This window comes from Lentibacillus salinarum (genome assembly GCF_042679865.1).
Classification (GTDB): domain Bacteria; phylum Bacillota; class Bacilli; order Bacillales; family Amphibacillaceae; genus Lentibacillus; species Lentibacillus salinarum.
The window spans coordinates 133,098-157,683 of record NZ_JBHTNH010000003.1; the positions used below are offsets into that span (position 1 = coordinate 133,098).

Here is a 24,586-nt window from a genome sequence, read left to right on the forward strand (position 1 = left end):
TCCAAATTTCGGGGGTTAATCCAAATATGGTGGGACGCTGGGTTCGTGAATACAAAAGTGGCAAATTTCGTGATGCAGATGTCACATCAGTACCCGATCTTGATACGAAACAGCTTTCCAGTGAAAATGACCAATTAAAACAGCTTTTGGGCGAAAAAGATCTTGAAATTGCCGTATTGCGAGATCTTATAAAAAAGAAAAACCCTTACTTGCTGAAAAAATTGAAGTAGCCGATAAATGGATTCAGAAGGGCTATACGATTCGCTAATATTAAAAATAGTCGACATACCTCATTCCACCTATTATTATCGTAAACATTACCGGGTGGAAGAGAAAAAAGTAAGTGAGGGACGACCGGCACCAGACTACTCAACTGATGAAGACGGGGAAAAAGTCCCCGACGAACAAATAAAAGAGTTTTTATTAGAGCTTATAGCCGGCGAGTACAGTAATTTCGGCTATCGTAAACTGACTAAAATGCTCCGGCGTATTTACAAGCTTCAAATCAATAAAAAGAAGGTGTATCGTCTATGTAAAGAACTGGGTATTCTATGCCCACAGAGAAGGAAACGGATCAAACATCCAAGGAAAAATTGGTACGAAATCGTGTTATCACAGCATCCAATCAGCTTTGGGAGGCTGATATCAAATATGGCTATATTCAAGAAGAAAACCGATTTTCTTCATCTGTTCGCTTATTGATATTTATGACAGATTCATTATTGACTACCATGTTGGACTTGAATGCACAGCCGAAAATATCGTGCAGCCCTGAACAGGGCACTGTTGAAAAGGCAACAATTTGAACACCAGGAAAAGCCCGTGATTCGAACGGATAATGGTCCACAGTTTATTTCAAATACGTTTGAAAAGTCGTGTGAGGCCTATGAGATGGAACATAAAAGGATTCCACCTAAACGCCAAATATGAATGCTCATATCGAGTCATTTCATCGCATTCTGGAAGATAACTGTCTCTCAGGCTGTGAGTTTGAAACATATGGGGAAGCATACAAGGCCATTATAGAATTCATGGATTTTTATAACAATCGACGCATTCATTCAAGTATTCTGGGCCTGACTCCAAAAGAATTTTATGAGCTGCAAAAAAGTGGCAAGACTGGGATCAAAGACATCCGGGTTTACCCCCCCATTCCATTTTTTCTTCGTTTTGTCCCTGCCCTAAAATCAGCCAATTCTTGAATGGAATCAAGGGCTGAGCGTAAGCGAAGGGCAAAGCCTTTACCCTTGATGGAATAGAAGCATTGGCTATTATCTTGAAAGGGACAAAAGAAAGAGATAATCAATGAAAAACTAAAGAATTTTAAGTATGAGTTAGATTAAGAGTGTAATTGTCCAAATTTGAGGGGTTAAGCCGGTTCACTATTACTGACAGACCCGATTTAGGTTCAATCATTAGCATTATAAATTTTTCCCCCTTACTTTATGATTTTATATTTATATAACCCAACTTTCTCACTTAAAAACATAAGAAAACCGTTGATATGACTGGGGTCTTTCGCAAAATAATATTAAAATCAAACAAAAATACATCCCGATCTAGTAAAATATAGTCACCACAACCAATAACCAGACAGGGAAGTATTTATTGGCTACTATTTCACCAAAACCTGAACCAAAAAAACGAGGCTAATTCTTACATTTCGCGCTTTTTCAAGGAAAATAGACCTGGAACATTGCTTAAAGTTGTGTATATAAGTAGCACTTCGGGCTAGAATCAATTGCCTACCTTAGTTATTGGTTTCAGAATATATCCATGTCTTTAAAGTAGGATTTATGGTAGTGACTCTTTTAACCCTGTGGCTTCAATTTTCTTTAAAACCTCTTCGCTTGAAGCAACTTCTGCCGTACACATGGCTAAGCTTGTTAATGTTGCTTTTTGTACTTCACCCGCAGTCATAGGACCAGTGCCGAAGCCGGGGTGATCCATGGTACCTGTTGCATCCGATACAAAAATCACTTGATAATCTCGATGTTGGGCATCTCTCGCTGTAGCTTCGCAGCACATGTTTGTAACTGTACCAGTGATTATTAATGTTTCAACTCCTCTATTGCGGAGTTGGGTCTCTAAGTCCGTATTGTAAAATGCACTATATCGATGTTTTTTAATAACTAAATCTCTTTCTTTTGGCATAATTTCTTCATATATTTCTATTCCTTCTGTATTATCCACTAAGGCCGTCTGCTCCCTGATTGGTTCCCATATTGCTTCCATTGTTCCCATATCTCCGCGATCTTTTCCATGCACATGAGTGGTATAGATAACGGTAGCACCTTCTTTTCTACAAGCATCTAGCAATTTTTTTACATTAGGTAACATATCATTAGCCATTTGTACAAACATTGAACTACCTGGTCTTACAAAATCATTTTCCATATCAATCACCATAATAGCTACTTTTTTCATATCAACAATATCGAACTTCAACAATAGAAACAACTCCCTTTATATTATAATAGTATTAATTGTGACTATCTGCCCCTATTGGAGGAAGTGTCTGTCTAAACAAAGAATTTAAACAAACAAATGCCGAACTATATAGACTTGGTATATCGGCGGGCAATCCCCAGCGTGAAATTGGGTACCTGAAGTAAGTAACTTACTTACACAACTTAGACTTTCTGTATCCAATAATGTATACCATTCTAGAGTCTTAATTTTTTGTTTCCATCCTATTGACCTAGATCCCAAAATAAGCAGTAATACCTGATTTTCCCTATATAAATTCTTTCAAAAATCAAGTGACTTATTTTGGCAAAGCAATAAATCCTAATATTCTGCATTATTATCCAATAATGAATCATCCTAATAAAATGAATATTTTGACTTAATTAGAGTATAAATTAATTATATATAGTAAGTCAAGAAAATTTTAATTTTAAAGATTTTACAGAATGTTAATGATAGTCCCTATAAGTAGGGAATTCTGTACGATTCTCAAACAGCCCATATGGATTTTACAGAAATTCCAAAAAAGTCGTTCGAAAAAATGTCAAAAAAGAAGGCTGAGTCTGCGCTTCACTTTCATAATTGCATGACCGTTTCTCTTGTTTGCTGAAGGCGAAAATAAACCCCATTCCATAATGGTGCTTTTCTTCTCCAAATTTCCCTTCTATTGCGTTACGCTCCGCGGCACTGTTACAGACGAGTGTAAAATTACGAATATATCCGGAATAACTTTTTAACCTGGATTCCCGCCATCACATAACGATAAATCGGGTGAAAATCCGATAATATTGGGCTTCATGCCCATTTTTTATTGTTTTTATACTCGTTATGTGTTACAATATACATAACGAGGAGGCGAAAAAATGGCTATCGTCTATCAAACAGATAAGCGATCAGGGATCACCTATGCGTATGAGTCCATTTCATACTGGGATAAGGACAAGCAGCAATCCCGATCTAAAAGGACCTTAATTGGACGGGTTGACCATAATACCGGGGAAATTGTCTCGACAGACGGAAGAGGACGGAAAAGTAATGAGGAGCATACCGTGACAAAAAGGGGTCCTGTTCCATCTGTGCAAACGTCACGTTATTTCTACGGTGCCACTTATCTTCTGGATGAAATCGGTGCCAATACCGGGATTACAGAAGATCTGAAAGCGTGTTTTCCCGACACGTACCGCCAGATTCTATCCATCGCATACTATCTGGTTCTGGAGGACAACGCTCCGCTCTACCGTTTTGAAAAATGGAGTCATTTACATAAACATCCTTACGGTCAAAACATCACGTCTCAGCGAAGCAGCGACCTGTTCGCGTCCATCACCGAAGACGCGAAGTATAAGTTCTTCCAGCTGCAGGGAAAACGGCGGACGGAAAAGGAATTTTGGGCCTATGATATCACCACCATATCCAGCCAGTCTGAACTTTTGAGACAGGTCCAATACGGCAGGAATAAAGAAAACGATCCACTGCCTCAGCTAAACCTGGCGTTGGTGTTCGGCGAAACATCCAACCTGCCGTTTTATTATCGCAAACTGGCCGGTAATATCCCGGATTCCAAGACCGTCAGAAAACTGCTTGCTGATTTGGATATGCTTGGCTTCTCCAAGGTGAAGCTGGTCATGGACAGAGGCTTCTACAGTCAGGAAAATATCAACGCTTTATTGAAAAACCATCTGAAGTTCCTGGTCTCCGTTAAAATGTCTCTTACTTTCGTCCGGAAAGAACTGGATGCCATCTATGACGGCTTTCGATCGTTTGAACACTACAGTGAGAAATACGAGTTATATGCCCGCACGGTCCGGACAACGTGGCATTATACGCAGCAACGTCCTTATAAAGGAGACGCCCTGACACAGTCCAGGCGTATGTACATTCACTTTTATTACAATATTGACCGGGCCGCGGAGGATGAAAAAGCATTTGACCGCAAGTTAATCAACCTGCGTCGTGAATTGGAATCAGGGAAAAGGCTCCCGGAACATGAAAAGCAGTATCAAACGTATTTTGAGACAAAAACCACACCGAAACGCGGGACAAAAGTCACCGTCAAAGAAGAGGCTGTCAACAAAGCCAAGCGATATTTTGGATATTTTGCGCTGATGACCAATGAAACGATGGGCGCCATCGCTGCATTGGAGCTTTACCGCAATAAGGACGTTGTTGAAAAAGCGTTCGGGAATCTGAAGGAACGGCTGAACATGCGCCGCACACTGGTATCATCCGAACAGAGTCTTGATGGGAAACTTTTTGTGGAGTTTGTGGCGCTCATCTATCTTTTTTATATCAAAAAACAAATGCAAGATACCGATTTATTAAAAAAATATACGTTACAGAGCGTGCTGGATCAACTGGATGTTATAGAATACTTTGAAGCGCCAGGGAAAGAACCGCGTATTGGCGAACTTCTTAGCAAGCAAAAAGAGATTTATGGAAAATTAGGTGTTACCCCGCCTACCTCGTTATGAGTAGGCGGGAATCCAGGTTTTAAAGTATCGCCACTTTTCAACCGTTATAGATTATAATCATACTCTCGGAGTTTCCGAAGTGAAAATTATGGAATTGTTAAAAATTTACTGGAAATGAGTGAATTTCATAATTCTTAGCCCTTATCTCGCAAGGACTCGCAAACGTAAAAAAGGAAGTACCTCCCCAAATCTTGTATAATGGTAGTTGACTAAAACATCCCAAAAAGACTGGAGGAATACTTCCCATGACCATTATACGACAACCGAGCTTATTTGGCATCCAAGAACTTTACGAAATGGAACCTACCCAAAAATATGAGGCCATCATTTCCGCAATTGATTTGGATGCCATTCATCATGAAGTTGCCAAAAAATCACGACTTGGCGCGCCTGAAGAGCTAAATTATGCAGCAATGATTATTTCCATTTCAAGAAGAACAGTGAAGGCAAAAACGAATTCTGGTTTGGCTATAAAGGCCATCTGGCGGTTGGTGCATCGAGTCAATATATTTTACAGTCTCTTTTTTCGTCAGGAAATATGAACGACGGAAAAGCCGCTATTCCATTACTGAATGGAATTGATGAATGCTTGCCTCTTTCGGACTTACGTTATCAAACGATGGATGCCGGTTATGATTTTGAACCGATTTATGAGCAAGTGTATCAAATGGGGCAGCAATCCATTATTGCCTATAACAAACGCAATGAATCGGAACCGATTGGTTTCGACAAACATTTTGCCCCGACGTGTTTCCGTGAACATTCGTATCGTTATGATAGTTACGATGCCAAATATAAAACACTGAAGTACACGAGCCCGAAGGAATGCATAGACTGCCCTTTAGCCAATGAAGACATATGCCAAAAAGTGTTCACGATGAAAATCACCAAAGATCTCAGACGATACACAGCGCCGGCCCGGGGTTCCAAAGCTTGGGATGACATCTACAAACGTCGTTCGGCAGTCGAGCGTGTCAATGCGTATTTAAAGGAATTTTTTCAGCTGGGCAATGTTCGTAATCGTACAGAAAAACGCGCCAAAGTTCATTTTGCTATCGTTACCTTGATGTATAATGCTTCAGAATTAGCTGCAGACCGTATCAACGAAGAACTAAACCAACAACAGGCTGCTTAACCATTGCTTTTTGATAGAAAAGAACGCGCTAAGCAGTCCGAATACACGTAGACTCCAGCGGGAGGCAAGAGATAGGCAAGACCCCACAGGGCGTATGCCCGAGGAGGCTTGCCACTCGCCCGCGGAAAGCGAAGTGTATTTGGACTGCGGCTGAATAACAACAATCACAGCGAATAGCTTTTTTAAAAAATCACTTTTAAATATTCTGCAGGTCTTTGTGTTTTTAAAAAGAGCAATTATGAAATTGATTCGAAATAGGTGAGATTTCAGAGAGTGGATACCATTTTCATGTAGTTTTCAAAAAAAGGCATGTAAAATAAGCTTGGTCCATTGTAAGCCTGGAAAACCCCGGACAAAGGGAAAAGTTGAATACTCGGTAAAATACGTCCAGAACAATTTCCTGCAGCGGAAGCATGAACCTTCTTTGGATGCCTGGAACGAAGATGCTTTGGAATGGCTTCGAACGGCGGCAAATCACAAGCCCAATCAAACGACTGGCGTAGCACCTGATGAGCGTTTTAAAAAGGAACAGGACAAATTACAGCCAATTACAGGAATTAAATCTTAAACCGTTACAAAAATGGGAAAAGCACATCGTACATGACGGTTATATCTTGATCAAATCCAAAAGATATTCCGTTCCGGGCCAACCATCATTAAAAGAGGTTCGAATTCGTTGGACAGATAGGGATACCTTTGGAGTATGGGATCACGAGCATAAAGTCACGGATTATGTAGTTGATACCAATCGGAAAAAACCGTTGTTTACCGGCCTGAACATCTACCAAAAATAAAAGGAACTCCTGACGAAGGAGATATGGGTTAGGCGACCTCCCCACAAGTTCAGAAAGCCCCGGATGTAGAAGTTCGATCCCTCGACTATTACGAGAATTTAAAGGAGGAATCCGATTTATGTAAGCAATAGATGACCTGTATGAACGATGTTTACAGCTTGGGTGGAAGTCGGTGGTTCAAGACCTCGACACCATCTTGGAACAGGCTTCTAGTAAAAGTATAACATATACCGAATTTTTAAGCACGATTCTTTAACATGAAGAAGGTTTTTAAAAAGAGGCATCTTGGACTCAAAGAGTCAAAAAAGCAAAATTTCCACTTGTGAAATTCATAACAGAGTTTGATTTTACAATTCAAACCAGTGTCAGTGAAAAACGTATTCGTGATCTTATTTCGCGTTCTTTTTATCGGGATGGGAACAATATTTTACTTCTGGGACCTCCTGGGGTAGGAAAAACTAATTTGGCCGTCGCCATTGCCCTGGAAGCCATTGATCAAGGAGAAACAGCCCTGTTGATCCGGGCTGATGACTTTATCGAAGCCGCAAAGGGGCTACGGAGCTCAATCAAGTCAAAAAGTTCCTGCGACAATAAGCGCGGCCTACCATTCTAATTATGGACGAGATTGGATACGCTCCATTTGATGCCACCAGTGCCCAAATCATGTTTCAGGTGGTCTCTAAACGGCATGAGGAAGGCTCCCTCATTATTACCAATAAATCTGATAGTGAATGGGGAGATATGCTTGGCAGTTCCATATTGGCAACGGCTATTCTGGACAGACTTCTGCACCAGTTCTGTTTATTTACAACATCAGGGGCTACTCCTACCGTCTGAAAGAAAAGATCCAAGCGGGTGTTGTACCGTCAAAAGCAGAAACGGGGGGCTATGATTATCAAGTACAGTATGCATTATGACTAGGATCAAGATCAGTGGTTAGTTGAGCTGCTGGGAAGGGAATACGCCCTCCATTGCGGAGAAAGTTTTGAACTATACATTGGGTTAAAATCCATTCCCTGTCGACTGGAATTAGCAGACAAGTGGTATGTCATTATGGGAGATGCACGTTTTGATTTACGGGAGAATAACCAATACCTGATTAATTTATAGGAAAGGTGCCCACAGCCAACCCGCCAGCCGGCGGCGAAATTTTGGTGAAGGAGGTGGGTTAACCCACCTCCTTCACCAAAATTCTGGCTATACTCTAAAAAAGTAAACCGGCTATATTATAAAATTTTCCTTAACAACAGTGGCCTATAAGAAGTTATTTTGTATATAAGATAGGGTTAGACGCTATTCGATTGATTTTTTCTTGATCAACCAAGTATTCCAGATGGGCCAGCGTTTCCGAAATGGCAAAGCGCCATTGATGGGCATTTAATTCTTTTTCAGCAAAAAGCTCACCTGCAATTTCAGATCCTGATTTTTGGGTCGCCAAATCGGCAATTTTATTTAACCGGTTCTCGTGATGCTCGATTAATTCATCGATTCTCTTGTTCACCTCATCAATGATCCCACCATGGCCTGGCCAAGCCCGTGATATAGACAACTGTTTCAAATCTTTTAGGGAGTTCAGGTAATCCTCGAGTGGTCGATCACTTCCGCCAGGCCAAAGACTGATATTTGGTGTTATCTTATCCAGTATCATGTCACCAGCTAGTAAAATATTTTCATCTTCCTGATAGAAACAAAGATGTCCCTGACTATGCCCTGGTGTTTCAAGGATTCGCCAAGCCCGTCCGTCCAAATTCCAATTTTTTTTGGTAATCGAATTCACTGTCGCATAGGGTTGTACTCTTTCGGTGATATTTTCTAAGTTATTCAAGATCGCCTTTCGAAGCTCTTCATTTACTCCATGATTGGATAGAAGTTTATTCACATCAATGGCCTGGATATCATTTTTCATAAATGCTAATTGAAACATTTTGCGGTCTGTATCACTCATCCATACATTTGCATTTGTTTTTTCCTGCATCCATCCGGCAAGTCCGGAATGATCCGGATGAAAATGGGTAATTATAATGGTATGGATGTCATCCGGCTTAATAGCAAGTTCCTCAAAAACTTCTTCCCAGGCTGCTTTCGCTTTCTTATAATTAAGTCCAGTATCGACTAACGTGTAACCGGATTCATTTTCCATTAAATAACAATAAACATATTTCACCGGAAACGGTACAGGAATACCGATGCGGTGGATCCCCTCTTTCAAGCGAATTAATCTTGACAGGTGCTCTTTTTCCATTATACTTATTCCCCTTTAAACACAGGGGCTCTTTTTTCCTTAAAAGCCTCCAGCGCTTCAACCCTGTCAGAAGTCGGAATGATCCGATCATACGCTTGTGACTCTATTTTCAAGCCAGTATACGTATCAGCATTCGCACCATTATTAATGGCATATTTTGCCTGAGCAACTGCGAGTGGACCATTGCCTAAAATTTCTTCAGCAAGGGAATTAACTTCATTCAATAAATCATCCCTTGGAACCGCTTTATTAATCACGCCGGAAACAACGGCTTCTTCCGCTTTAAATCTTCTGGCAGTCAGAATCCACTCTTTTGCTCTAGAGATACCTATCAATCGGGTTAGTCTTTGGGTGCCTCCACCCCCAGGAACAATTGCCCAGCTTACTTCAGGAAGGCCTACTACTGCATCCTCTGCTGCGATACGGAAATCACAAGCCAGAGTTAATTCAAAGCCACCACCAAGGGCATAACCGTTGATTGCCGCAATAGAAGGTTGTGGCAACTCTTCCAGTGTGATGAAGACGTCTCTTATCTTGTTTACATTTCTTTTGACTTCTTTCTCCGATAATGTTCTTCTCTCTTTTAAATCTGCCCCGGCACTAAAAGCCTTATCTCCTGCACCAGTAATCATAACGACCCGTACATCCTTGGAAAGTTTGATATCTTCTAATACATCAGCTAATTCGACTAATGCCTGGTAATTAAAGGTGTTCAACTGTTCCGGCCGGTCGATTGTTATTTCAGCAATGTAATTATCAATTTTTACTTTTATATGTTCCATTACCTCACCTTTCCTGCTAATCATACTTTTTTTGAAATAAAAGACATAGGGAAAGGATCCCTATTTCCATTAAGAATAGGCACTTGGGAATGGGTTGATAGCCTGATGACGGTTTGGCGTTATTTCTTGATCGGGTGGTCCCTTAAAAGTTGAGTCGAAAAAACGGACAGCAGGTAGTGCAAGTAGTTGATGAATTTCTCCAAAAAGTTCATAAGCTTTTGTTCCTGACCAATAGGAAGGTTGCAAATCGATAGGGAATCCAGGATCTTCAAATAAAAACTTTCTAAATTCATGGACGAGCGAAGTCCTTTCTATAAAACATAACTCATTTGTCAATTGATCGTTAAATGCTTTTTCCCTTAATTTTTCTAATTTGTCTATATAACTATCAATGAAAAAATTATATTGTTTGGATATCCTTTTCAGATCCCAACCTTTATTTATAATTTTTTCTGTGGATGGGGAAACGATCTCCGATGAAGTCAAAAAAGTGACATTATCTTCCAACTCATATGTGTGTATTAGATTTTTCACTTGCTTTTCGACTGGATTAGGGTTAATCCATGTACTATTTGAGATTAATCCAAAACCCAACCAGTTTAATTCTTTTCTTATTTGGTTTCTTAATTCCCTTTTTTCTTCAGGAAAAGAATAAGTTAGTATTCGCCATTTCTTATCCCACATAAAGTTTCTCGACGTATAAACTCTATGTACACCATCAATGACATTTCGTTTACCTTCATCTGTAAGAGAATAATAACTTTTATTCTTCACTTTTCTTGTTTTTAAGTAATTTTGCTTTACCATCCTGAAAATTGCCCCACGCACAGAGGATTCCGATATACCAAACCTGTTCATTAGCTGAACTAAACTACCAACCCATATTTCTCCATCATAATGTTGAATATATTCTCCAAATAACGTAAACATTAGTGATCTTGGTTTCACGTTTTTGCACCATCCATTTTATAATGATGTGGCTATTTTATCACATCCTAATCTGTTTTTCATTGTGTTTACCTTTAAGCATTTAACATTGGTCTTTGATCACTATCAGTTGTATGTTTATCTTCCTCTAATACTTGTCTAATATTGTCAGGTATATGTTCTGTTTTTATCCCATGTTCTGACTGTTTTACCCAGCCCCTTATTTCATAGCCACGTCCCATTACTGTCTCACCTCTGGCAATGATATGACGGAATTTTATTGTTTTGCTTGTTAACTTCTCTACCTCTGTATGAATGGTAATAATGTCATCATACAGTATGGGGTTTTCAAAAGTACATTGAGCGTCAAGAAGTGCTACAATGGTATTATGTTCTTTTTCCAGATAGGCCGGAGAAATATTGCAATCCCGAAAAAATTGGTGACCAGCTATATCAAACCATTTAAAGAAATTCGGATAATAAACAATTCCTGCTTTATCTGTATCTCCCCAATTCACACGTAAATTGATACTGTTTTTTCTCATAAATTGCCTCCTACTCTGGCTAAAATTCATGTTAATAGATGGCGTGACCTTCAATTCCCTCTAAAAGCCGGAATTTTATCCACTTTATTTGGTTAAATACCGATTAATGAACAACCATGGATACTTATTCCTTTCCACAATTTCCTTATCTTTTTCCCGCATCTATAGATCTTTAAAAATAGCGATATCGTTTTTCGATATCGCTATTCAAACGATGGATATTCACCCTAATTACTTTCCAGTCCACTGAGCCTCACGCTTATCCAGGAATGATTGAAGTCCCTCTTGTGCGTCATCAGAACGGAACAATAGATTTTGTAGTTCACCTTCATAGCGAATGGCGGCATTTAATGGCATTTCTTTTCCGTTCATAATCGATAGCTTAATGTTACTAGCGGCATAGGAGGCACTATTGACAATCTTCTGCGCATACTCCTGTGTTTTTTCGCGAATTTCTGCTTGCGGATAAAGACGGTCTACCAGCTTAATGTCATGTGCTTCCTGCGGGCTAATAGCCTCTCCAGTCAGGTTCATGTCGAGTGCTTTGGAGTGGCCAACTTGACGTGCCAAACGCTGTGTACCACCCGTTCCTGCCAATACACCAAGCCCGATTTCCGGCAAGCCAATTTTCCCTGCTTCATCACCCATGAAACGCATGTCACATGCAAGTGCCATTTCCAAACCGCCACCTACTGTATGACCTTCCAGGCAGGCGATCCACACTTGAGGTGAACGCGCAATTTTATCCAATGTTTCATTACAGTACAGACAGAATTGCGTTTTAAATTTTGGATCCGAATTTTTCAGAAACTGGACGTTAGCCCCTGCCGAGAAGAACTTCGGCATATCGCTCATTAGGATGGCTACCTTGATATCCTCGTCAAAGCGGATGTCATCAATGGCTGCATTTAGCTCCTGATAATATTCCAAGTCATATGCGTTCGTTTTGTTAACATGAATATGAACCTCCGCTACCCCGTCTGCTTTTGTAACTGTCAGTTGTTTGTTTTCAGTTGTTGTGGTCATTCTTTTTTCCTCCTTTAAAATGTTTAGTCTACGTGTTACCATCCATATTATTTTGCATAAACAACATCTTCATTGAAAGAAATGCTGTTAATTTCTTCATTAAATAATTCAATCAAACTGGTGTTTTTTTCAATAATCTCTAAATGTCTCAGCCGGTCATCATTTTCCCAGTAAAGAAGCCAATCGTATGCTTCTTTTTTTGCTTCATTAAAATCTCTTTGAAATTTCACTGGGACATTCCCTTTATCATTTGCCAGCTGATTACACCAGCTTCTGGCATAGGTAATATTGTCTTTCTGCTCTTTTACCATTTTAGTGATCGTTTTTGTAGAGTATGGTGAATTCGCCACAACATCCAAAATAACCTTCGACGTTGCGTTCGTTATAAATAAGGAAGCAATCAGGGAAATCCAATCTTCAGTGTCCATAGCGGTTGAAAAAGCTTTTCCAGTTTGGTTTTTGATTTCAATTTTTCTCTTTTTTCCGTGTTTCAACTCCTCTACCCAGTTATAAAGTAATCTTGCATGACCAAGCTCAGACTGCGCCATGGCAACAGATGATAGTGATGCTTCTAAATTCGGACCACTGACACCAATTTCTACAAGATGGTCACCCATGATAAATTTGTTATCTGCAATCGTTTCCAATAGTTCAATTAGTACATCATTTTCAGTATTAACCATTATTTCACCCCTTCCTGTTCGAAGAGTCCATCTGGAGCCTTGACCTTAATCAGATGATTCTGACGAACGACATGCATTTCTGACCAATCCTGCTCATCATAGATTTTTTGAGCGTAAACGGTTGCTATATCGTCATCCGGGGCTTCAAAAGAGCCGATCTGAATAAGGTTATCTCCCCGTTGTAGTCTGGTAAACACATCATAACTTCTTAATTGCTGATAATCTGTCAAGCTCTCACGCCCCATCGCCTTAATTGTTTCTTTCCTTCTTCTGTCAAGTTATCTACGGTCCATGCAGGTTCCCATACAACATTTATTTCAACATTTTCGACATTATCTTCTTCAAGTAATCGGTCGCGAATATCGCTTTCAATCCAATGCATGCATGCACATCCGGTTGAAGTATAGGTCATCTTGACATGTAGTGTCGTGTTGTCTTGATTAATTTCATAGATTAGACCCATATCTACCACACTTATAGGAAATTCGGGATCCATTACTTCTTTTAACGCATCCCAATAACGCTGGGTGGAAGTAGCTGCAATCTGTTTACTCATTTCCGTTCCCTCCATTTCTCATATTCTCTAATTCTTTGACACCCTTTTGAATTCGTTCAACAAATTCATTATTATTAGGTCCGCGTTCTTTAAAACGCTCGATCGCCCCGTCCCAAGTATCTGGCTGGTCATATAACCATTTTCTGTTCTCTACATCAAATTTGCATGGGAATGGAACATCAATGACATATTTTTCTTGCGCTTCATCATAATGCGCAGGAACTTTTACACCAATCGATTCACAGAATGGAACCGCTGTTGACATGAACTTCTGGCGTAAGCCATCATTCGATCTGCCTTTTAATTGGTAATCAAGCTGTGCCGAGCGGCTTTTCAAATTATCAGCGACTCCAAAAAATTCAAGTGACATTAAAAACATCCAATCGACAGCTTCCTGTACCTGCTTTGCGGTTTCTTCGTTCTTCATTCCCTTTTTCATAATTGTCTCACCATTACGCAGGTGGAATAACTCTTCTTTATCCACTTTTACCAGAGCTCTTTTCCACGGACCATAAGATGTGTGTTCAAATGCATCACCAAGTAGTGTATATCCCGCTCTGTCAAATAACGCATTAAACACGCCCAACTCAATCCAGTTATTGAGCTTAAAATCGAATGCATATGGATTCTTCCAACGGTGTGGTTCTCTTTCATACAGTAGTTCTTCTTTATCCACCCCAAGGTCTTCAAGTAGCCTATAAGCTATGTGTGCGTGCCCAATCTCATCCTGCATAACCGCCAATGCCGTTATTTTTAAATTTAAGTTAGGCGCTTCATTGTAAACAGTCAGTAATGGAGGAACACTTAAAAGCTCAGTATCACCAACAATATTAAGTGTTTGTTTTAATGCTTTTTTGTACTCTTCATTCATATCTTCTGGTAATTCAACAACAAAGCCTTTCTTAATCTTCTCCATTAAAACATTTGAGTCCATCGTAGCCTCAGCCAACCCAGTCACCACCCCTTAATATGTTTTTTGCACTTTCGTATTTAATCCATACTATATATTGTTTTCTGCCTATTGTCAATAATTTTTATTATGTTTTCAGATTTGACGTCTTAATAACATAATAAATTTGGGGTCAACACCAAAATCAATAGTTGAAATATATGGACAAATATGTTATTGACAACTGGCTAGCGGAGGGAAAACACGGAGACTCCTGTGGGAAAGCGCAGAGTGAAGACCCCGCAGAAAAAAGCGAACTTCTTTTTTCGAGGAGGCCGAGCTCAAGCCCACGGAAAGCGTAGTGTTTTTCCGTAGCGGTTGCCTCTATCAATTTAAATCCGGTTTGTCAAACATAGATTTTGGTGAAGAGCCTAAATCTGGCTGCTAATTATCATGTTCTTCCTTGAGCCAAGTTCGGTATCATGTCGAGTTTTCGCCCATTTTGTAAAAGAATTTAATCTCGATCTATAATAATGGATTATACGCTTTTTAAGGGAGTGTTTTCTTCTAAGGGATTTTTATGTAAATGGGTAAGGGGATTGTGGTGAAATGACAAAGTGGGATCAGAACTGTCTTAGTTGAGATGAAGCAGTTCGTTCGATCAATCAAGTGGACCTATACGATGTATAGAACGAACTGCTTATTTTAGTTATAATGCTTAATACTTAAATTCCAGCTTCATATACCTTTCCATCACGAACCTTATCAAATGTTTCTTTTGCCCTATGAAGAATATTATCTTTGTTTTTGAGTAAGTCGTAAGCTGAAAGGGCCATCGTGCTTGCGGCAAGATGCATGCCTTTATATCCGATTTGGGTTCCGAATGAAGCGGTGGCCTGCCAGGAGTGTAGAGCGGTTCCTAAAGGTGCGCATGTTGTGGTAACCATGCCTGTTGGTACAATCCAGCTCACATCACCGACATCGGTAGACCCGGGCATCGATGAACCTGCTTGATAGGGCTCAAAAGAAACGGAAGTCGGCAGTAATTCTTCTATTGATTTTTCAGTAGATGGTAGTGTTTTTGCAAGACTTTGGGCAAATTTCTGCTCCTCCTCTGTATATACCAGCGAATTACTTTCCTGCATATTTTCATACATTAATTCATTCAGAGGGTCATTTGGCAGGGTATCATAAGCAAACGCCAAAATCTCGGAATCTACTTCTGTTTCATTCATCAGTGCTGCGCCTTTGGCAATATTTTTTACTCTACGAAGGATTTCTTCCACATCTTCCTTTGACCGTGCTCGAAGAAAATACCAGACCGTGGCGGCCTCCGGGACGATATTCGGTGCCAGCCCTCCATTCGTAATGGTGTAATGCATGCGTGTGCCATCCGGAACATGTTCACGCAAGTAGTTTGTCCCAATATTCATTAGCTCGACACTGTCAAGGGCACTTCTTCCTGCTTCAGGGGACGCAGCTGCATGTGCTGGCTTTCCCTTGAAGTGAAATTTAACCGAAACCATGGACTGCATGCTTTTATACATGACGGCATTGTTTGTCATTGGATGCCAGGTTATGGCACTATCAAGGTCGTCAAAGACACCTGCTTTAGCCATGTATGTCTTTCCGGATAACACTTCCTCTGCTGGACAACCGTAATAGCGGATGGTCCCTTGAATTTTTCCCTTTTCCATGATTTCTTTCAGAGCAATAACCGCTTCTACACCCGCCGTTCCAAGAAGATTGTGGCCGCATCCGTGTCCGGGGCCATTTTTGACCACTTCTTCTTTAACCGGACTTCTCTTTTGTGAGAGCCCTGGGAGGGCATCAAATTCACCAAGGATGCCGATCACCGGCTTGCCCTGACCGTACTCTGCTACAAATGCTGTGTCGATATTATCTACTTGATGCTTAATGCTAAATCCAGCTTCTCTCAATGCATTTCTTTGTAATTCACTCGCATATGCTTCCTCATAAGCAGTTTGCGGATGGTCCCAAATATCCTGTGCCATGGCTGTATAAATTTGTTTATTCTGTTCAATCCATTCAATGATATTTTCTTTACTCAATTGTGTTCACTCCTTATTTATACCTGTTTTTCTCTTTACGTCTTTCTAGCTTGAAGACAGATTAAGACTGTCAGTACAATGCAGAATAGACACTAATACCTTGAAAAATAACAATCCCAATAACGCTTGAAGCAATTATCCAAACAATACTGCTGTTAGCAAGTTCCACTGGCTATTGCATCTGTTTCACCTCTTTTCTTTTTAAGATGGTTCTCAACAGTTGGTCGATGCCATGGATCAGATAAATCATACATGACGACCGAAGTTGCCTTATTGCCTTCGTCTGTAATGGAATAATGGCTAAGCATCCAAATCATCCATTCATTTGGGTTTTGTCTCTACTTACCAATACGACAGATGATTTGGATTTTCCTTTTTTTAAATATTTGTCGAATTATGCTCCCCCGTCAATTGTAACTGAACCAAATGTTTAAAACTGGGAAGACCTGATTAGCAAACCAGACTGTTGGTGATCGAGTCTCCGAGAACTTACTTCGGGCGACTAAAATTGCAAAACAGTTTGATTCAACTAAGTTGTTGAAGGAGAATTAAAAATTTTCTTTTAGATGGCATGCAAGTTGGATTTGCAAAAAATCTTTTGGGTCATTCAAGTTCAAATTTAACAATTGCTCAATTTTTTTCAGGCGCTGGTAAAGTGTGTTGATATGTATGTGAAGTTTTTCAGCGGCTTGAGTTGCGGATTTGTTACAGGCAATGTAGGTATCCAAAGTTTTTTCCAAATCCTTTGTTTTTCCCGTGTTTAATTGTAGAGGACCTAATGTTTCATTTAAAAATGCTGCAATTTCTTTTTTGGATTGGTTTAAAAATAAACGGTTCACACCAATTTCATTGTATTGTATAAAATTTACATATTTTTGAGAGCTTAAATAAGAAAGAGCTTTATTGGCTTCGTCGTGGCTTACCGCGATGTTTTCGATTCCCCGATACGGATTACCTGCACCCGCATGCAATTGAGAGTATTCATTCGTTTGCCATCTTGCTACAATAGAGCGAATGGACTCCGATATTTTTATGACTTCTGACGGGGATGAAATAGAGACCAATAATGTAGCCTTGTTATAAAAACCGTATATTAAAATATCATAGCGCTGGAGAGCCTTTTTAATTTTTGTTACCAACCGGTGGATATCCGACTCCTGCTGTTGAAGATCACGTGATTGAGAGATTTCAAACAATGATACAAATAAAAATTGTGACATGTCCAGTCCATATTCTCTCCCCCTTGCAAACAGGGTGTCCGAATCATGGTTTTGCAACAATTCGTTAAAATACTCATGGGTTTTTTTGTAATAAACTTCTGCCAAAGTATGCTTTTTAACCAGCTCAAGGGTTAGTGCTGTCCCGCCTTGTTCGATGGCGATTTGATCCATACGTGTGAAAGGGGCCTCCGTAAGGGTGACAATTAAACACCCCAGAAAAACGGTTCTATTGACTAACGGATAAAGATAATAGTTTTGACCATAGGATGTCACAAACAGAGGTTCTTGCCTATCAGAGAAAAATTTTGATATCTCTTCCATACTAAAGGCCGAGGATTGTCCGGAACGTTTCGGGTAAAACTCTCCCTCCAAAAAATTAATAAAGGAAGTTGATGAGGTCATCATTCCGTCCAAAGCTGTAACAATGGATTCAGTCCCCTCGTTTTGTAGAGAGAGTCGGGTTAATGTATCATGGATTTGATTTCCTTTCAAAAGTAATTCATTTTTCTCTTTTAACTGCACACTTAACCCAGTCACCTCTTTTAAGCTTTTCGTCACTTCTGTATACAATTGTGCATTTTGAATGGCAATGGCCGCTTGTCCTGCAAAAACTTCAAGTAAATGAAGGTCCCGGTTGGTCAGTTTTCTTTGTTTGTAGACATGAATAGTCATCACTCCGATGTGTTTTTCACCGATTGATACCGGTGCACACATCAAAGCATTCGGCATGTTATTTCCAATAAGTGCTGCATGAAGATAATAGAAATTATTGTCGGATATATTATCCATGTTCTTATAAATTTCCTCAATGGAATGATAAATTCTTGCTGTTCCGTCCTGGTAGGTCTTCCCTGTAACCGATTCTCCAATTTTTGTCTTAAAAAATTGAATGTTTTTTTTAAGGCCGGAAGATGCTTTTGGAACCAACAGGCCCGTTTCAGGATCATAAAGCTGCAGATAACATGCATCTCCGCCGGAAATAACTGTCCGGGTGTTGGTGACGATTTTTGTCAGCAACTCATCCAGGTCAAGGGAGGTAGTAATTGAACGGATGCCTTCAATTAATTTTTCTAATTCTGCATCTTTCATTTTCTTTACCCCTATTTTTATAAATAATGTGAGAATATACATTTAATTAAAGTTTATTATATAGAAACGAACATTGCAACAATGTTCTTATTCTTTGTATAATTAACATGAGATAGAATTTTTAGAATTATAGAAAGGAAGTGACCTGCTTTTTAAGGAAAGTGGTCTTATGAGGGTAAAAACAGCAGTCGGACGCATTGAAAATGGTGATGGCGACAAAGGTTAAGAAATAGTTTAATAAAATGGGAGGTATTAATCTTGGAAGAAGTACTGCAATTAGCAAATAGTTTACCACTTTGGATTCTTGCTTCGCTGGTAGTTGGCTTTGTTATATTTCAGGCAATTATGTTTATCCGACTTTGTTCAAGAACAAGTTCATCTGTTGGAATGACTTCCACAGAGGTCAGAGCCGCTATAAGAGCGGGAGCGATCAGCTCCTTAGGACCTTCTCTGGCAATCGTATTTGTAGCTATTGCCATGATTACACTAATAGGAGACCCGGTTACTTTAATGCGAATTGGGATTATTGGAAATGCGTCTATAGAAACTGTAGGTGCCAGCCTTGGTGCACAAGCAGCCGGAGCTGATCTCGGATCCGCTGGCTTTACTGAGCAGACTTTTACAGCTGCTGTTTGGACAATGTGTCTTGGTGGCATGGGTTGGTTATTATTCACAGCTTTGTTTACAAAATCACTTGGAAAAATACAAGATAAAGCTGTTTCTAAAAGCAAAAATGTAAACGTTTTAACTGCTGTCTCAACTGCAGCGATGATAGGAGCCTTCAGCTATCTTGGAGGTAGAGAAATGGTTAAAGGCTTTGATGAATCAATTGTGCTGGTTGTCGCATTTGGCGTCATGCCAATCATTATTTGGGTCGCAAATAAGTTTGGATTTAGTTGGTTAAAAGAATGGTCACTTGGATTGGTGATCATGGTTGGATTAACAGTAGGATACTTCATATCTTAATAAGAAAGGTAGGGGAAGATGTAATGTCCATCAGTAATGAGAGCAAAAATTTAGAGCCTAATAAAGGTGGTATAGAGACAAGGCAAGTCGCGAATACGAAAATGATAGATTTTGAAACATTTCATGACAAATCCCATTTCTGGGGCCGTTTGACGCTTTGGTCAGTTATCATTTTAACGTTAATGGTACCTGCTTATCTTTCATTTGTTCTCGGCTACCATCCCGGATGGAATGTAATTCTTGCAGGTTTCACTGCTTATGCATCCATTGTTGCACTTGTATGGGCAATTGAACCTATCAGTTACTACCCGGTTTTAGGTGTATCCGGAACATATATTGCTTTTCTAACCGGTAATATCGGAAATATGTGCCTTCCTTGTGCATCAGTTGCTCAAAGCGTTGTTGGTGCGGAACCCGGGACAAAAAAAGGTGAACTTACCGCGACACTTGCCATAGCTACAGCCTCTCTTGTAAATATTATCATCCTTATATTCGTTATACTTGGGGGGTCTTATCTTATATCACTAATGCCGGATTCTGTCGTGGATACATTTCGATTTGTCCTTCCCGCTATATTTGGCGGAGTCATCGCGCAATTTGCAATTCGTAAACCTATATGGGGAGTAGTTGGAATAGCCTTTGGATTATTCGTGAATATCGGACCGGTACCACGTGCTTTACAAACCTTTTTATGCATACTTGGAACAGTCGTTGTTTGTATGCTTTTGGAAAAAATAAAAGGGCAAAAAGGAGAAGTATAAATTAGTGGCTGTTAAATAACTGTATACAGTGCTAAAAAATAATAGTGATTTTTTACAGCCTGAAAGCACATTTTTGATCATATCATGTAAAAAAATACAAAAAAATATCCTAGAGGATCTTTTCAAGGTTCATAGTCAGGAAACTGGATGGAAATGACCGTGTCACTTGAAGGCATGCCAATATGTGGCCAAGCCCGTTGTTCGCTTGCCTTCTCCAAATTTCCCTTCCATAGCATTTCGCTATACAGCGCCCTGGCATTCAATCTGTTTTGGAAGTCGATCCTCTTGTACATTTTTGGAAGGGCTACCTAACTTTGAACCAATTAGCCGGATGTCGCGCTCCTTGCAGTATTGACGGTTCTCGGCACACTGCTTAACAAGGCAAACATTCAAAAAGAGGATGGTGTTTCGCCATTATTCCTTTTCCAGTTTATTTTCTCGCTTGTCCTGCATGGTAAGAATCTTTATCGTATCTTTGATTCAGGCCACATACAAGATGCGCCTGAAAAGAATACGGTCTATCGCTTACTCCGTGTTCTATATACTCTTAAATAAACAGTCAGCAATACTATTTTGCTGACTGCTTTCATTCTTTATTAGCTTGTAAATCATTTAACACGCTTTTATCCCTTCATACCTAGTTACCTCTAATTTCTTCCATCATTTTTATTAAATGTACAATAAAACGATTAACCGGAACTGAAATCTGATACAAATCAGCTTTTTTAACGATAGCTCCATTTAGAAAGTCAATTTCTGTTTTTCTTCTGTTCACCATATCCTGATGCATTGAAGGAAGATGATTCCCCGACATTTTTAGATCAAAAACGGCTGTTATCATATTCATAATACTATCCTTATTTAGATAAATCTCTTCCTCTCCTGCAACTAAGATAATTTCATCGATAATTTCATTGATCACATCATTTATTTCACTATAGCTGCCAACCGCGCTCACAGTATCTCTCATTAATGTACAAAGTGTGTTAAGTACACAATTAAAGGCTACTTTATTCCAAATACTCACTGATACATTTGCTGATATCTCAACGTTCATTCCTGCTTCGTTCATTATATATGCAACTTCTTGTATTTCCTTTGTTTCTTCCCTATCGGCCTGCATAATTTGAACCCTTCCTGAACCCAAGGCCTGGATTTCCCCTGGTCCAAGCAACTCAGTTCCAAAAGTTGTAACACCCGCTATTATTCTATTCCTCGGCACATATTTTTCTAATGTTTCAATGTTTCCCAAACCGTTTTGCAAGGTTACTACTCTTGTATTTTCGCCAATTAGCTTTTGACACCTATTAACCATGGATTCCGTATGCATTGCCTTAGTGAAAACAATTAACAAGTCAACCTTATCTCCTGCTTCTTCTGGTATGCAAGCAGTTATTTTTTGATTATGAGTTCCGCTTTCATTTATGATTGTTAACCCGCGGTTGTTAATCGTTTCAATATGCTCCTTCCAATTATCAACCAATAAAACGCTATTCCCAGACTCGTCTAACATTGAACCAAATCGACATCCCATCGCTCCAGAACCTGCTATAGCTATATTCACCATGCATCCCTCCATACATTCATCTAAAAAGCATATCTTTTTAAAGTAGTCTTCAATAGGAGGCTTCAATCGTCATTTATACTTAATTCTCTATGTCACAGTTAACTATCCCCAACTAAACCATTTCCATAAGCAATAAATTGGGGTATTTTAAAAATTCAATTATCTTTTTCAAAAAATAGGAAGCCATTGCGCCGTCAATTATTCGGTGATCAAAACTCAAACTTAACCCCACCATGTCTCTTACTTCAATTTGATTATCGTCCAAGATGACAGGCTTTTTCTGAATTCGGTGGACACCTAAAATCGCTGCTTCTGGGTGATTGATTACCGGAGTACCGAATAACCCCACACCAGTTGAACCAATATTAGTAATCGTGAATGTACCTCCGCTCATCTCATCTAAAGTTAAATTCTGGTCTTTGGATTTCTCGGCTAAATTAGTAATTTCGTCTGCAATTTTCAGCATATTTTTAGAGTCAGCGGATTTTATGACGGGAACCATTAACCCTTTTTCTGTATCTGTTGCTACTCCGATGTTGTAATTATACTTCAGAACGATTTCCTCAGTGCTGTCATCCATAGAAGAATTTAAGTATGGGAATTCCTTTAAAGCAGGTATCACAGCCTTAATGATGAAAGGTAAATAAGTTAAATGAATCCCTTGTTGTTTTGCTGTTTGAGACAATTGCTTTCGTAAATTTACTAAATTAGTCACATCAACTTCCTCAAGTATCGTTGAATGGGCAGCAACAGTCGTTGAAGTTGCCATTTTATTAGATATGCTTCTTCTAAGTCCTTTTAATGGTATCCTTTCTTCAACAACCTCTTTTTGCTGAGTAAGAAAACTCTGATTCTTATTTTGTAATCCGGTTGTCTCAGAAATTTTTTCTTTCCTTTGGATCGTATTGTTTTTGTTTTCAGACCCTTCGTATAAATCCTCTTTTAGCACTCTCCCGTTTTTCCCACTGCCTTTTATCTCGTGAAGATCAATATTCATTTCTCTAGCAAGTCTTCGAACAGAAGGTGCAGCAATTGCCCTTTTTCTATGGGCCGGTGTCGCTACTGGCTCAATAGATTCAGGACGTAATTTGTCTTCAGTGTTCATTTCAGTATTGTTTGATTCCTTTTGACCTGATGATTCTTGAGAACCTTCAGTTTCAAAGCTGATAATAACTGTGCCTACATCAACTACATCTCCTTCATTAAAATGGATATCCTTCACCGTACCATTAACAGGAGAAGTGATCTCAATAAGTGCTTTATCTGTTTGTATTTCCGAAATAGGCTGCTCCTCTTCTATTTGTTCTCTTCTTTCAACCAGCCATTTAACAATTTCACCTTCCGCAATTCCTTCCCCTACGTCAGGTAATTTAAATTCGTAAACCATTCTTTCTCCTCCCATCTATTAAAATGTTAGTACTTTTTCGACAGCACTCGTTAATCGCTGCGTATTAGGCAACCATTCATTTTCTACTTGAGGAAAAGGGTATGGAGTGTCGAAGCCGGTAACCCTTTCTATAGGACACTCCATGTATAAAAAGGCTTCTTCCATAATTCTTGTAGCAATTTCACTTCCAAAACCTCCTGTTTTAACAGCTTCATGCATGACAATTCCCCGACCTGTTTTTGTAATTGAATCTGTGATGGTTTTCATATCAAGAGGAGCCAAAGAGCGTACATCAATGACTTCAATAGAAAGGCCTTTTTCTTTTTCTAATTGTTCTGCAGTATCTAAGGCGACTGGCATCATAGCTCCCCAGCTAATAATAGTTAAATCTTCCCCTTCCAATGCTACACTTGCCTCTCCGATTGGAATCTCGTACATTTCTTCAGGAACTTCCTGTTTGATGGATCGGTATATTCGCATCGGCTCAAAAAATACTACTGGGTCCGGGTCTTTAATTGCAGATAGCATAAGACCCTTAGCATCGTACGGATTACTTGGAATAACCACTTTCAAACCGGGAGTATGTGCAAAGAATGCTTCATAACTGTCGCAATGTAATTCCAAGGCATGTACCCCGCCGCCATAAGGACCACGGATTACCATAGGGGCAGAAAAGCTTCCTTGCGATCTAAAACGAACCCTAGCTGCCTGGGAACATATTTGATCCATTGCTGAATAAATAAATCCCATAAACTGCATCTCAACGATTGGTTTCATACCATTAACTGCTAGCCCAATTGCAGTTCCAACTGTTCCTGATTCCGCAATTGGTGTATCTATGACCCTATCTTCCCCGTATTTATCCTGCAGTTTATCAGTAACACGGAATACACCACCATTTTTTCCTATATCCAGCCCCAACATCATAACATCAGGATCTTGGCCCATTGCCTGATCTAAAGCTTCATTAATCGCCTGTACAATTGTTTTATTCCCCATAATTAT

Annotated in this window: 23 protein-coding genes and 3 pseudogenes; 11 read left to right on the forward strand and 15 right to left on the reverse strand. The window is 39.6% G+C overall.

The genetic code is table 11. The features are described 5' to 3' along the window. Positions 1-26 precede the first annotated feature (26 nt). The 3 genes from ACFQ4A_RS03895 (at position 27) to ACFQ4A_RS03905 (ending at position 1,202) form a co-directional block, all read left to right on the forward strand. On the forward strand, positions 27-230 hold the full coding sequence (locus tag ACFQ4A_RS03895) for a hypothetical protein (protein ID WP_382397778.1): 204 nt from the start codon (positions 27-29) through the stop codon (positions 228-230). Positions 231-237: 7 nt separating this feature from the next. Next, a complete protein-coding gene (locus ACFQ4A_RS03900) occupies positions 238-702 on the forward strand; it encodes an IS3 family transposase (RefSeq protein WP_382397780.1) in 465 nt (154 codons plus the stop codon). 224 nt (positions 703-926) lie between these two features. After that, positions 927-1,202: an IS3 family transposase gene (locus tag ACFQ4A_RS03905; protein WP_382397782.1), complete on the forward strand. Its 276-nt coding sequence runs from the start codon at positions 927-929 to the stop codon at positions 1,200-1,202. Positions 1,203-1,794: 592 nt separating this feature from the next. On the opposite strand, the gene ACFQ4A_RS03910 is transcribed toward ACFQ4A_RS03905, so the two are convergent. Then, a complete protein-coding gene (locus ACFQ4A_RS03910) occupies positions 1,795-2,451 on the reverse strand; it encodes a cysteine hydrolase family protein (protein WP_382397784.1) in 657 nt (218 codons plus the stop codon). A gap of 881 nt (positions 2,452-3,332) precedes the next feature. Here ACFQ4A_RS03910 and ACFQ4A_RS03915 point away from each other — a divergent pair. The 6 genes and pseudogenes from ACFQ4A_RS03915 to ACFQ4A_RS03940 all read left to right on the forward strand — a co-directional run. Further along, positions 3,333-4,940, forward strand: a complete 1,608-nt coding sequence (locus tag ACFQ4A_RS03915; protein WP_382397786.1) for an IS1634 family transposase — start codon at positions 3,333-3,335, stop codon at positions 4,938-4,940. A gap of 245 nt (positions 4,941-5,185) precedes the next feature. Beyond that, a pseudogene (locus ACFQ4A_RS03920) lies at positions 5,186-6,075 on the forward strand (transposase). Positions 6,076-6,499: 424 nt separating this feature from the next. Continuing rightward, complete coding sequence (locus tag ACFQ4A_RS03925; RefSeq protein WP_382397788.1) at positions 6,500-6,643, forward strand: hypothetical protein; 144 nt, start codon at positions 6,500-6,502, stop codon at positions 6,641-6,643. A gap of 527 nt (positions 6,644-7,170) precedes the next feature. After that, positions 7,171-7,482: pseudogene (locus tag ACFQ4A_RS03930) on the forward strand (ATP-binding protein); the annotation flags it as partial. 2 nt (positions 7,483-7,484) lie between these two features. After that, complete coding sequence (locus tag ACFQ4A_RS03935) at positions 7,485-7,706, forward strand: ATP-binding protein (RefSeq protein WP_382397790.1); 222 nt, start codon at positions 7,485-7,487, stop codon at positions 7,704-7,706. Between the two features lie 99 nt (positions 7,707-7,805). Beyond that, a pseudogene (locus ACFQ4A_RS03940) lies at positions 7,806-7,979 on the forward strand (DUF5348 domain-containing protein); the annotation flags it as partial. Positions 7,980-8,133: 154 nt separating this feature from the next. Here the strand turns inward: ACFQ4A_RS03940 and ACFQ4A_RS03945 are convergent. The 11 genes from ACFQ4A_RS03945 to ACFQ4A_RS03995 form a co-directional block, all read right to left on the reverse strand. Next, entirely contained in the window at positions 8,134-9,111 is a 978-nt protein-coding gene (locus ACFQ4A_RS03945; protein ID WP_382397792.1) for an MBL fold metallo-hydrolase, read from the reverse strand. 5 nt (positions 9,112-9,116) lie between these two features. Further along, positions 9,117-9,893, reverse strand: a complete 777-nt coding sequence (locus tag ACFQ4A_RS03950) for an enoyl-CoA hydratase-related protein (protein WP_382397794.1) — start codon at positions 9,891-9,893, stop codon at positions 9,117-9,119. Positions 9,894-9,962: 69 nt separating this feature from the next. Beyond that, on the reverse strand, positions 9,963-10,841 hold the full coding sequence (locus ACFQ4A_RS03955) for a PaaX family transcriptional regulator (RefSeq protein WP_382397796.1): 879 nt from the start codon (positions 10,839-10,841) through the stop codon (positions 9,963-9,965). 74 nt (positions 10,842-10,915) lie between these two features. Continuing rightward, positions 10,916-11,365, reverse strand: a complete 450-nt coding sequence (locus tag ACFQ4A_RS03960) for an acyl-CoA thioesterase (protein WP_382397798.1) — start codon at positions 11,363-11,365, stop codon at positions 10,916-10,918. Between the two features lie 231 nt (positions 11,366-11,596). Then, entirely contained in the window at positions 11,597-12,391 is a 795-nt protein-coding gene (locus ACFQ4A_RS03965; RefSeq protein ID WP_382397800.1) for an enoyl-CoA hydratase/isomerase family protein, read from the reverse strand. A 47-nt stretch (positions 12,392-12,438) separates the two neighbouring features. Continuing rightward, positions 12,439-13,074 carry a Phenylacetic acid catabolic protein gene (locus ACFQ4A_RS03970; RefSeq protein ID WP_382397802.1) on the reverse strand — a complete coding sequence of 212 codons (636 nt, stop codon included), beginning with the start codon at positions 13,072-13,074 and terminating at the stop codon, positions 12,439-12,441. Further along, on the reverse strand, positions 13,074-13,304 hold the full coding sequence (locus ACFQ4A_RS03975; RefSeq protein WP_382397804.1) for a hypothetical protein: 231 nt from the start codon (positions 13,302-13,304) through the stop codon (positions 13,074-13,076). Before ACFQ4A_RS03975 ends, ACFQ4A_RS03970 begins: the two co-directional genes overlap by 1 nt. Continuing rightward, positions 13,301-13,630: a metal-sulfur cluster assembly factor gene (locus ACFQ4A_RS03980; RefSeq protein ID WP_382397806.1), complete on the reverse strand. Its 330-nt coding sequence runs from the start codon at positions 13,628-13,630 to the stop codon at positions 13,301-13,303. The genes ACFQ4A_RS03975 and ACFQ4A_RS03980 overlap by 4 nt, the downstream gene beginning before the upstream one ends. Continuing rightward, complete coding sequence (locus tag ACFQ4A_RS03985; RefSeq protein ID WP_382397978.1) at positions 13,623-14,564, reverse strand: Phenylacetic acid catabolic protein; 942 nt, start codon at positions 14,562-14,564, stop codon at positions 13,623-13,625. The genes ACFQ4A_RS03980 and ACFQ4A_RS03985 overlap by 8 nt, the downstream gene beginning before the upstream one ends. Before the next feature lie 680 nt (positions 14,565-15,244). Further along, entirely contained in the window at positions 15,245-16,591 is a 1,347-nt protein-coding gene (locus ACFQ4A_RS03990; RefSeq protein WP_382397808.1) for an amidohydrolase, read from the reverse strand. Positions 16,592-17,139: 548 nt separating this feature from the next. Further along, positions 17,140-18,900 carry a helix-turn-helix domain-containing protein gene (locus tag ACFQ4A_RS03995; RefSeq protein ID WP_382397810.1) on the reverse strand — a complete coding sequence of 587 codons (1,761 nt, stop codon included), beginning with the start codon at positions 18,898-18,900 and terminating at the stop codon, positions 17,140-17,142. Positions 18,901-19,158: 258 nt separating this feature from the next. On the opposite strand from ACFQ4A_RS03995, the gene ACFQ4A_RS04000 reads away from it, so the two are divergent. After that, on the forward strand, positions 19,159-19,866 hold the full coding sequence (locus ACFQ4A_RS04000) for a DUF5058 family protein (RefSeq protein WP_382397812.1): 708 nt from the start codon (positions 19,159-19,161) through the stop codon (positions 19,864-19,866). Between the two features lie 23 nt (positions 19,867-19,889). Then, complete coding sequence (locus ACFQ4A_RS04005) at positions 19,890-20,627, forward strand: small-conductance mechanosensitive channel (RefSeq protein ID WP_382397814.1); 738 nt, start codon at positions 19,890-19,892, stop codon at positions 20,625-20,627. A gap of 637 nt (positions 20,628-21,264) precedes the next feature. On the opposite strand, the gene ACFQ4A_RS04010 is transcribed toward ACFQ4A_RS04005, so the two are convergent. The 3 genes from ACFQ4A_RS04010 to ACFQ4A_RS04020 all read right to left on the reverse strand — a co-directional run bounded on the left by ACFQ4A_RS04010 (position 21,265) and on the right by ACFQ4A_RS04020 (position 24,580). After that, positions 21,265-22,191: a ketopantoate reductase family protein gene (locus ACFQ4A_RS04010; RefSeq protein ID WP_382397816.1), complete on the reverse strand. Its 927-nt coding sequence runs from the start codon at positions 22,189-22,191 to the stop codon at positions 21,265-21,267. 115 nt (positions 22,192-22,306) lie between these two features. After that, positions 22,307-23,581 (reverse strand): dihydrolipoamide acetyltransferase family protein, encoded by a 1,275-nt coding sequence (locus ACFQ4A_RS04015; protein WP_382397818.1) that lies wholly within the window; start codon positions 23,579-23,581, stop codon positions 22,307-22,309. Positions 23,582-23,599: 18 nt separating this feature from the next. After that, entirely contained in the window at positions 23,600-24,580 is a 981-nt protein-coding gene (locus ACFQ4A_RS04020) for an alpha-ketoacid dehydrogenase subunit beta (protein ID WP_382397820.1), read from the reverse strand. Positions 24,581-24,586 lie beyond the last annotated feature (6 nt).